Origin of the sequence: Lysinibacillus sp. (assembly GCF_032093475.1) — a bacterium.
Lineage (GTDB): Bacteria > Bacillota > Bacilli > Bacillales_A > Planococcaceae > Lysinibacillus > Lysinibacillus irui.
In genome coordinates, this window is the sequence record NZ_DAMDAY010000066.1 from 14,207 (window position 1) to 23,704 (window position 9,498).

A 9,498-nucleotide genomic window follows, 5' to 3' on the forward strand; every position below is an offset into this window, starting at 1 on the left:
AGTAGTGGATACAATCCATAAAGTAGTGGAAATAACTTAAAGTATCGGATAGAACCTTCAAAGTGGCGGATAGAACTTAAAAAGTAGTGGATACAACTTTCAAAGTGAAGGATAGGATTTATACAAGTGGATAGAGCTGCTAAAGTGGCGGATAGAACCCCTAAAGTGTTGGATAAAGCCCCAAAATTGAAGGATAGAATCCATAAAGTTCAGGATTGAATCAAAATACCTATAATCCCATTAAAGTACTGCTTAAACTCTTAAAAATAAATCCCGAGAGTGATGATTGCCATACATAGCGTTCTACTTTATGGATATGATATGATATAATGGCATTTTTCGTGTATAATAGCGAAAGACAAGAAGTTGGAAGGATGAAGTACAGATGACGAAACCAGTAGTAGCCATCGTAGGTCGTCCGAACGTAGGTAAGTCGACGATTTTTAACCGTATCGTTGGAGAGCGTGTTTCTATTGTGGAGGATATCCCAGGCGTAACACGTGATCGTATTTATAGTTCGGCAGAGTGGTTAACACACGATTTTAATATTATTGATACAGGTGGCATTGAAATAGGGGACGAGCCGTTTTTAGAACAAATTCGTCAACAAGCTGAAATTGCCATTGATGAAGCGGATGTTATTATTTTCATGACAAATGGTCGTGAGGGAGTAACGGCAGCAGATGAGCAAGTTGCTAAAATTTTATACAAAACAAAAAAACCAGTCGTATTAGCGGTCAATAAAATTGATAACCCCGATATGCGTGAAATGATTTATGACTTTTATGCACTTGGCTTTGGGGAGCCTTGGCCAATTTCAGGGTCACACGGCTTAGGCTTAGGGGATTTATTGGACGAATGTGCGAAACATTTCCCGAAAGAAGATGAAGAGCAATATGGCGATGATGTGATTAAATTCTCTTTAATCGGTCGTCCGAATGTTGGGAAATCCTCTTTAGTCAATGCATTCTTAGGGCAAGAACGTGTTATTGTAAGTAATATTGCTGGGACAACACGTGATGCGATCGATACGCCTTATGAATATGAAGGTCAGGAATATGTCATTATTGATACAGCCGGTATGCGTAAAAAAGGGAAGATCTATGAAACAACTGAGAAATACTCTGTTTTACGTGCTCTACGCGCCATTGAACGCTCAGATGTTGTTTTAGTGGTACTGAATGCAGAAGAAGGCATTCAGGAGCAAGATAAGAAAATTGCTGGCTATGCGCACGAGGCTGGAAAAGCTGTTGTGATTGTCGTGAATAAATGGGATGCGATTGAAAAAGACGAGAAAACGATGAATGTCTTTACACAGCAAATTCGTGAGCATTTCCTATTCTTAGACTACGCACCTATTATTTTCGTATCAGCCAATACGAAACAGCGTGTACATCAAATTTTACCGATTATTCAACGTGTAAGTGAGAATCATGCGATGCGTATCCAGTCATCTATTTTAAACGAAGTAATTGAGGATTCAGTGGCGCGTAATCCTGCGCCAACTGATAAAGGTCGTCGTTTACGTATTTACTATGCTACTCAGGTTGCGATTAAGCCGCCAACATTTGTTGTATTTGTGAATGAACCAGAGCTTATGCACTTCTCATATGAACGTTTCTTAGAAAACCGAATTCGCGAAACATTTGATTTTGAAGGGACACCAATACGTTTAATTACACGTGCTCGTGCTTAAATGAAATAGCGGTACACTATAATACGCCAACCTGACAAAATTGTTGGGTGGCGTCTTTTTACAAAAAAGAGCGTATGATAGACAACCCAGTAAAGGGAGGATTTTTAATGGAAAAAGTTTGTGTGTTAGGGGCAGGCTCATGGGGTACTGCACTTGCAATGGTACTAGCGGAAAATGGACATGATACGCTTGTATGGACACATAGAGCTGAACAGGCAGAGGAAATCAATAACCTGCATACGAATAAAAAATATTTACCTGAAACCGTTCTGCCAGCAAATTTACATGCGACAAGTGATATTGCAAAGGCGGCTATGCATGCAGAGACTATTGTTGTGGCTGTCCCAACAAAAGCTATTCGAGAAGTTTGCGAGAAATTGACGGTTGAATTAACTAGGAAAGTGTTGTTCGTCCATGTCTCTAAAGGGATTGAGCCGGATTCTTTAAAACGGATTTCTGAAATTTTAGCTGAGAGTTTGCCAGCTGAGTATGTGGAAGAGATTGTCGTTCTTTCAGGCCCAAGTCATGCGGAGGAAGTGGTATTACACCACCCTACAACGGTAACTGCTGCATGTGCCAATATAGATGCAGCTGAAAAGGTACAGGATTTATTTATGAATCAATTTTTCCGTGTCTACACAAATGAGGATGTCATTGGAGTAGAGATTGGAGGAGCATTGAAAAACGTTATCGCTTTAGCAGCTGGTATTACAGATGGCTTAAATTATGGAGATAATGCGAAGGCCGCACTCATTACACGAGGTCTTGCAGAGATTTCACGTTTAGGTGTAAAAATGGGTGGTAATCCATTTACGTTCTCTGGGCTAACTGGTATGGGCGACTTAATAGTAACTTGTACAAGTGTTCATTCTCGAAATTGGCGTGCAGGGAATCTGCTAGGGCAAGGGATGAAGCTACCGGAAGTTCTGGATCAAATGGGTATGGTTGTAGAGGGTGTACGTACCACAAAGGCAGCCTATCAATTAGCAGAAAAGTATGGTGTAGCCATGCCGATTTCCACAGAGCTTTATAGTGTGCTATTTAATGATGTTGAACCAAAAGTGGCGGTTGATGCATTAATGATGCGTATGAAAAAACGAGAAATAGATGATATGAAACATTAATGACAATTTTTTGATTAACTTTGTCATAAAATGGACATAAATGAGGTGTCTCAACGAATCTGTTGTGACGCCTTATTGTGTGCTATTAGTTGAATAGTGTGAGCAGCATAAAAGAGTTGTCCATTTCTTGATCGTTATGGGACAACTATTTCTTTTTAGCAGAGGCACATAGTATAATATACTTTGATTGTGTCTTGACATTGAAAGAAAGGTGGTTATTTGAAATGGGCCCGTTAGCTCATATGCCTGCACTAGATGTAATGTGGGTATCATTTTATTGCATCGCATTTATGATTATATCAGTCGGTTTAATTTATTTAGCTCGAAATAAAATTTCAAATGTATTTTTACGAACAATCGTAAATTTATGTGCATACATACTGTTTGGACTTGGCACATTTTTAATGGTACTAGTAGTTGCCACATGGCCAGCATAAAAATTTAATGAGGTGTCAGTAACATGAAAAAACTAAGTTCTTTTCTGTTGGTATTTGCAACCGCCATACTATTAGTAGGATGTGCGTACCCAGAAGACGAAAAAAGAGCAAAGGTCACGCCTGATGTCGACCAACTAGCTGCAGTTCAACGTGCTGTGAACGAATATCGTGAAGCAACTGGTGGGCTAGTACCAATTAAAAATAGTGAATTAGATACAGACATTTATATCAAATACTTGATCGATTTTCAAAAGCTTATGCCGAAGTATTTGACGACGATTCCTGGAAATGCCTATGAAAAAGGCGGGATATATCAATATATTATTTGGGATCCTGAACATGAAGCGACAGTCAAATTAGTAGATTTAAATGCGGCAGAGCGGATTCGTGAAATAGGCATTCGCAAATTATCTACACAATATTTACCGATAAAAGGTTCTTCATCTGACAATGTATATCAAATTAATTATAAAGATTTAGGCTATAAAACAGATGTGACGGTGAAAAGTCCTTATTCTGGCGTCGAACTACCACTTTTTATGACGGGTGACGGTGAATTGCACGTAGATTATTCTGTGGATTTAGGGCAGCTTTTAAAAGAGGACAAGCCTGATGTGAAGCCTGGTGATGATATTCGCCAGCTACTAGTGGACAAATATCCCGTAGTGCCTGCTTATTCTATTCCTTATACTGTCGATAACAATGGGGAACCAGTCTATGATATGGAAACCTATAATGCAGATGTTCAAAAGGCCAAAGAGAGACAAAAACAAGAGGCAGAAGCTGCTGAAAAAAAAGAACAATAAGAAACAGGCTCCTTACATTTGTGAGGGGCTTTTTCATATTTGTCTACAAGCTTGCATATAGTGAAAAAGCGTAGATAAAGGAGGCAGAAACCTTGAGTGAAGCAGTATTTAGAGAAATTGCAGAGCGCACAAATGGCGATGTTTATATTGGTGTTGTCGGTCCAGTACGTGTAGGTAAATCAACATTTGTAAAAAAGGTAATGGAATCAGTCGTGTTACCAAACATTCTGGATGAGACGGAAAGAATGCGAGCACAAGATGAGTTGCCACAAAGTTCACCGGGGCCAGTCATTATGACTGCTGAGCCGAAGTTTGTGCCTGCCCAAGCAACACGTATTGTGGTCGGTGATGATGAGATGCCATTCCAAATCCGTTTGGCAGATTGCGTTGGTTATATTATCGAAGGAACGAAAGGCTATGAGGATGAAAATGGACCAAAATATGTTCATACTCCTTGGCATACAGAGCCGATTCCATTCCAGGAAGCAGCTAAAATTGGCACAGATAAGGTAATTCGTGATCATGCAAATATCGGTATTGTCGTAACCACTGATGGTACTGTGAACGGGATTAGCCGCCGTGCCGCAGAGAAGGCAGAGGAAGAAATTGTTGAGCAATTAAAAGAAATCGGCAAGCCTTTTGTGATTTTACTCAATTGCCAAATGCCGGCGAGAGAAGAGACGGTTCAGCTTCGCAATGAATTGTTTGAACGTTATAATGTACCTGTTATTGCTATGTCTATTGATCAAATGAGAGAAACAGATATTCAATATATTTTACAAGAAGCTTTATTTGAATTTCCGATTCGTACAATTGAGGTAGAAAAGCCAGATTGGCTGGATGTATTAGATGCCACGCATCCGTTGAATGTTGCGTTGATTGATTCAATGGAGGAAGTACTTTCGTCTGTGATGAAAATTAGAGACGTACAACAGGCATCAGATGCTTTTAAAGCGATTGATTTTATTGATCAAAGTGAAGTAGTTCATGTTGATGCAGGTGTTGGAACGGCTGTGATTCGTGTATCCTTACAGGGTGAATTATACAAATCGGTGTGTAATGAATGGCTAGAAGAACCGATTGAAACCAAAAAAGATTGGCTGCTCTTTATTAAAGAGGCTGCGGAGGCAAAAGAAGCACAAAAACGCTTTAAGAGTGCAATCCATGATGCGGATACGACAGGCTACGGCGTGACATTACCAATGATGCAGGAATTTGAGCCGACAGCACCAGAGCTCATTAAGCAAAATAATTTCTTTGGCGTTCGAATGAAGGCAAAAGCACCATCTTACCATATTATTCGAGTAGATATGGAATCAGAATTCGCACCGTTGATCGGCTCAGAGTTCCACAGTCAGCAACTACTTAAAGACTTAAATCATGCTTATTTACATGATCGTGAGGCATTATGGAATACGCAACTATTTGGAACTCCGTTACATGAAGTATTAAAAGAGGGTATACGCTATAAAATGGATGCTGTACCACCTACTGCCAAAAAACGGATGCGACAAACAATTGAACGAATGGTTAACGAAGGTGATAGAGGTTTAGTAACATTTATTTTATAGTAATAAAATTGAAAAAATGTGTGAAAAATAGGTGTAGGGCTTTTCGTTTTTAAGCGAAAAGTCCTTTTATTTTTGTTTTTTGGGTGAAAATCTAATTTTTTGGTTATAATCATGTATGAATACAGTTGCGTAGCGGTTTTCTATGTGTTACTCTTTTTACAGAATTGGTTCATGACCCTTTGAGAGGAGGTGAATGGTGTGAATAAAACAGAATTAGTAAACTCTGTTGCTGAAGCTGCAGGTCTTTCTAAAAAAGACGCTTCTAAAGCAGTTGAAGCTGTATTTGATACAATTCAAGATGCTCTTGCAAAGGGTGACAAAGTACAATTAATTGGTTTTGGTAACTTTGAAGTACGTGAACGTGCGGCTCGTAAAGGTCGTAACCCACAAACTGGTAAAGAAATCGAAATCGCTGCTAGCAAGGTGCCTGCTTTCAAACCAGGTAAAGCGCTTAAAGACGCGGTAAAATAATACACGTCTAGTAGTTACATAGAGCAGTCTTCATGTTAACGAACATGAAGGCTGCTCTTTTTAACTTTTTACATAAGAATTCTACGAGGATTTACTACTCTAAAGGCAATTTTTTTATGAAACAGGTAAGTCATTTTGCGCTAACCATTTGGATGTGCTACGATGCATAGGGAAATGTGTAATGTTTTGATACGCAGGAGGTTTTTTCGGATGTCGAATATTGATTTATTAAAAATAGAAGAAGCAGTAAAAATGATTTTAGAAGCGGTAGGTGAAGACGTAAATCGCGAAGGTTTATTGGATACACCGAAACGTGTAGCTAAAATGTATGCCGAAATGTTTAGTGGCTTGCATGAGGATGCTAAAGATTACTTTAAAACGGTATTTCATGAGGATCATGAAGAATTAGTCCTTGTAAAAGATATTCCTTTTTATTCAATGTGTGAGCATCATCTAGTGCCTTTCTATGGCAAGGCACATGTTGCATACATACCAAATGACGGAGTTGTTGCTGGGCTTAGTAAATTAGGACGTGCCGTTGAAACCATTGCTCGACGACCACAATTACAAGAGCGTATTACGTCTTCTGTAGCCGAGACGATTATGGAGATGCTTGCCCCAAAAGGAGTCTATGTTGTCATTGAGGCTGAGCATATGTGTATGACGATGCGAGGACTAAAAAAACCAGGTTCTAAAACGGTTACTTCGGTTGCTCGGGGTATTTATGAGGAAGATGAAGTAAAACGAAGAGAAGTGCTATCATTTATCCAAATGTCTTAAATTACATGTCTAATTATGTTATGATGTACTAAGAATTTGTCGGATTTAAGGAGTGTACAAAGATGTCACAAGATTATATTGTAATTCAAGCAGAAGAAGATGGTGTACATGTCATTGGATTAACACGTGGAACAGATACAAAATTCCATCATTCAGAAAAATTAGATGCCGGCGAAGTAATGATAGCTCAATTCACAGAACACACGTCTGCCATGAAAATTCGTGGTAAAGCACAAATTCATACAGCACATGGTGTGATCCATAGTGAAGCGAAAAAATAATAAAAATAGTTACTAACATTGTTATTATAAAGAATTTTTTGAGTAAGTCTGAAAAATTCCGATTACAGTGACACCTTGGTAACTGATTTGTACAATAAGCACATATAAAAGCACTAGATGTGAAAAACTGAGTATAGATCTTAAGGGCAGTTAGCATTCCTTCAGCCATTTGTGGGAAAGCTTTACTGCCTGTCGTTTGAAAGAAGCAAAAATTTTTTATTCCGCATCGTTGCGTATGCTATAATGATTCAGTAAGTAAGCGTTATGCCTTAGATAGGACTAGCGTATCTGAAAGTGAAATGGAGTAAGGTCTATGAATGCAACATACATTCAAAATTCAATTGCACAGTTAAAAACAGAGATTTTCATGGATGTTCGTCATAGAACTTTGCAAAAATACACAGGGGTACCTGTGATAGATGAAAATCAATTGTTTTATTTGTTAATCCCGTTTTTGAATGGTGAGGAGTGGCAACAAGAACAACAAGAGGCTGCAATTACTGTTGGCATTGTATACGCGGCATTAGCGGCTCACGATCATATAAAAGAATTAGATGCAACATCAAAAGAACAGCAGCTTACCGTTTTAGCTGGAGATTTTTATAGTGGTCGTTATTATGAACTATTAGCAATGTCAGGGAATGTTGCTTTGATTCGTAGTTTGTCACAAGGCATTGTGGCACGCTGTGAACATCAGATTAAAGTATATGAAGCGGAACAACGAACAAAGGAGCAATGGTACGCGTCGATGAGTACGATTGAATCGGGGTTAATTGCTCAATTTTTCGCTCTTTATTCTTTTAGTGAATATATACCACTTATAGAAAAAAGTTTATTAATCTTGCGTTTAGAAAGAGAATGGACGGCTTATCAACGTGGGCAACAAATGTCTTTAATGGGTAAGGCACTAGAAGAAAGTGTCAGACGAAATGACGCAACCTTTAATAGCGTCATCCAGGAAAAAATTGTGCATTTAAAAACAGAGCTTTTACAGTTGATCGAACAGGCAAGTTTTTTACAAAGTGATATCAAACAAGCTTTACATGCACATGTAGAGGCATCTATTGCTTCTACTAACGGATAAGAGAGGTTTTTCAAAATGGCTAAAACGAAAGAAGAACACGTTCACGAAGTATTTGAGAGTATTTCGGAAAACTACGACAAAATGAATGGTGTGATTAGTTTCCAGATGCATGTTGGCTGGCGTAACGATACGATGAAGCACATGGCTGTTAAACCTGGAACAAAAGCACTCGATGTATGCTGTGGCACAGCAGATTGGACGATCGCATTGGCAGAGGCAGTTGGTGAAAGTGGAGAAGTAAAAGGACTCGACTTTAGTCAAAACATGCTGAAAGTTGGCGAACAAAAAGTAAAGCCGTACCCACAAATTGAACTAATTCATGGAAATGCAATGGAATTACCTTTTCCAGATAATTCATTTGATTATGTGACGATTGGCTTTGGTCTTCGCAATGTACCTGATTATTTACAAGTCTTAAAGGAAATGCATCGTGTTGTAAAACCGGGTGGTATGGTTGTGTGTTTAGAAACATCTCAATCAGAAATTCCTGGTTACCGTCAACTGTTCCGTTTTTATTTTAAATATATAATGCCGATATTTGGTAAAATATTTGCGAAAAGCTATAAGGAATATTCTTGGCTTCAGGAATCTGCGAATGATTTCCCAGGTATGAAGAAGTTAGCGGCATTGTTTGAGCAGGCAGGATTAGAAAAAGTAACGTACAAAGCATACAGTGGCGGGGCTGCGGCAATGCATATGGGCTTTAAAAAGGTACGTTAATGGGGGAAGGTTTTCACACGTGGAAAAGATGAAGTTAAAACTACTCTATTCCGATTTGAAATCAGATATTGATATCATTGAACGAGAGTTAGAAAAAGCAGTGGACTCATCTTCATATTTGATCAACGATGCTTCTCTCCATTTATTACAAGCTGGTGGCAAACGGATACGACCAATTTTTGTGTTATTAGGTGCAAAATTTGGCGATTATGATATTGAGAAGATGAAGGATGTAGCGGTGCCTTTAGAGCTCATTCATATGGCATCACTTGTGCATGATGATGTTATTGATGATTCCGATATGCGAAGAGGACGCCCGACTGTCAAATCACAATGGAATAATAGGGTAGCAATGTACACGGGCGATTTTATTTTTGCACGTGCGCTAGAATATATTACAAAGCTTGAAGACCCACTTGTTCATCAAATTTTAGCACGTACCATGGTAGAGATTGTTAACGGTGAAGTCATTCAAATTGAAGATAAATTTAGATTAGATCAGGGCTTAAAAGATTATTTTAGAAGAAT

The 9,498-nt window shown here is 38.7% G+C and carries 11 protein-coding genes; all 11 read left to right on the forward strand.

Features of this window, described 5'->3' with window-relative positions; genetic code table 11:
* Positions 1-385: 385 nt before the first annotated feature.
* On the forward strand, positions 386-1,696 hold the full coding sequence (gene der / locus RT445_RS14255; RefSeq protein ID WP_274796341.1) for a ribosome biogenesis GTPase Der: 1,311 nt from the start codon (positions 386-388) through the stop codon (positions 1,694-1,696).
* A gap of 107 nt (positions 1,697-1,803) precedes the next feature.
* A complete protein-coding gene (locus RT445_RS14260; RefSeq protein ID WP_274796342.1) occupies positions 1,804-2,820 on the forward strand; it encodes an NAD(P)H-dependent glycerol-3-phosphate dehydrogenase in 1,017 nt (338 codons plus the stop codon).
* Positions 2,821-3,044: 224 nt separating this feature from the next.
* Positions 3,045-3,257, forward strand: a complete 213-nt coding sequence (locus RT445_RS14265) for a DUF2768 domain-containing protein (RefSeq protein ID WP_155590613.1) — start codon at positions 3,045-3,047, stop codon at positions 3,255-3,257.
* A 23-nt stretch (positions 3,258-3,280) separates the two neighbouring features.
* On the forward strand, positions 3,281-4,063 hold the full coding sequence (locus tag RT445_RS14270; protein ID WP_274796343.1) for a hypothetical protein: 783 nt from the start codon (positions 3,281-3,283) through the stop codon (positions 4,061-4,063).
* Between the two features lie 92 nt (positions 4,064-4,155).
* Positions 4,156-5,634 (forward strand): stage IV sporulation protein A, encoded by a 1,479-nt coding sequence (gene spoIVA / locus RT445_RS14275; RefSeq protein ID WP_274796344.1) that lies wholly within the window; start codon positions 4,156-4,158, stop codon positions 5,632-5,634.
* A 198-nt stretch (positions 5,635-5,832) separates the two neighbouring features.
* Positions 5,833-6,105: an HU family DNA-binding protein gene (locus RT445_RS14280; RefSeq protein WP_004232618.1), complete on the forward strand. Its 273-nt coding sequence runs from the start codon at positions 5,833-5,835 to the stop codon at positions 6,103-6,105.
* A 210-nt stretch (positions 6,106-6,315) separates the two neighbouring features.
* Entirely contained in the window at positions 6,316-6,885 is a 570-nt protein-coding gene (folE, locus tag RT445_RS14285) for a GTP cyclohydrolase I FolE (RefSeq protein WP_036126769.1), read from the forward strand.
* Between the two features lie 62 nt (positions 6,886-6,947).
* Positions 6,948-7,166 carry a trp RNA-binding attenuation protein MtrB gene (gene mtrB, locus RT445_RS14290; RefSeq protein WP_008180408.1) on the forward strand — a complete coding sequence of 73 codons (219 nt, stop codon included), beginning with the start codon at positions 6,948-6,950 and terminating at the stop codon, positions 7,164-7,166.
* Positions 7,167-7,479: 313 nt separating this feature from the next.
* Positions 7,480-8,250 carry a heptaprenyl diphosphate synthase component 1 gene (locus RT445_RS14295; RefSeq protein ID WP_274796345.1) on the forward strand — a complete coding sequence of 257 codons (771 nt, stop codon included), beginning with the start codon at positions 7,480-7,482 and terminating at the stop codon, positions 8,248-8,250.
* 15 nt (positions 8,251-8,265) lie between these two features.
* A complete protein-coding gene (locus RT445_RS14300; protein WP_274796346.1) occupies positions 8,266-8,970 on the forward strand; it encodes a demethylmenaquinone methyltransferase in 705 nt (234 codons plus the stop codon).
* Positions 8,971-8,989: 19 nt separating this feature from the next.
* Positions 8,990-9,498: polyprenyl synthetase family protein (locus RT445_RS14305; protein ID WP_313470748.1), on the forward strand; the 509-nt coding region annotated here is incomplete at its 3' end.

What these genes read in the sequence shown, in the direction of transcription:
- der (WP_274796341.1), top strand. Translation starts at nt 386, where the DNA reads ATGACGAAACCAGTAGTAGCCATCGTAGGTCGTCCGAACGTAGGTAAG.
- RT445_RS14260 (WP_274796342.1), top strand. Translation starts at nt 1,804, where the DNA reads ATGGAAAAAGTTTGTGTGTTAGGGGCAGGCTCATGGGGTACTGCACTT.
- RT445_RS14265 (WP_155590613.1), top strand. Translation starts at nt 3,045, where the DNA reads ATGGGCCCGTTAGCTCATATGCCTGCACTAGATGTAATGTGGGTATCA.
- RT445_RS14270 (WP_274796343.1), top strand. Translation starts at nt 3,281, where the DNA reads ATGAAAAAACTAAGTTCTTTTCTGTTGGTATTTGCAACCGCCATACTA.
- folE (WP_036126769.1), top strand. Translation starts at nt 6,316, where the DNA reads ATGTCGAATATTGATTTATTAAAAATAGAAGAAGCAGTAAAAATGATT.
- mtrB (WP_008180408.1), top strand. Translation starts at nt 6,948, where the DNA reads ATGTCACAAGATTATATTGTAATTCAAGCAGAAGAAGATGGTGTACAT.
- RT445_RS14295 (WP_274796345.1), top strand. Translation starts at nt 7,480, where the DNA reads ATGAATGCAACATACATTCAAAATTCAATTGCACAGTTAAAAACAGAG.
- RT445_RS14300 (WP_274796346.1), top strand. Translation starts at nt 8,266, where the DNA reads ATGGCTAAAACGAAAGAAGAACACGTTCACGAAGTATTTGAGAGTATT.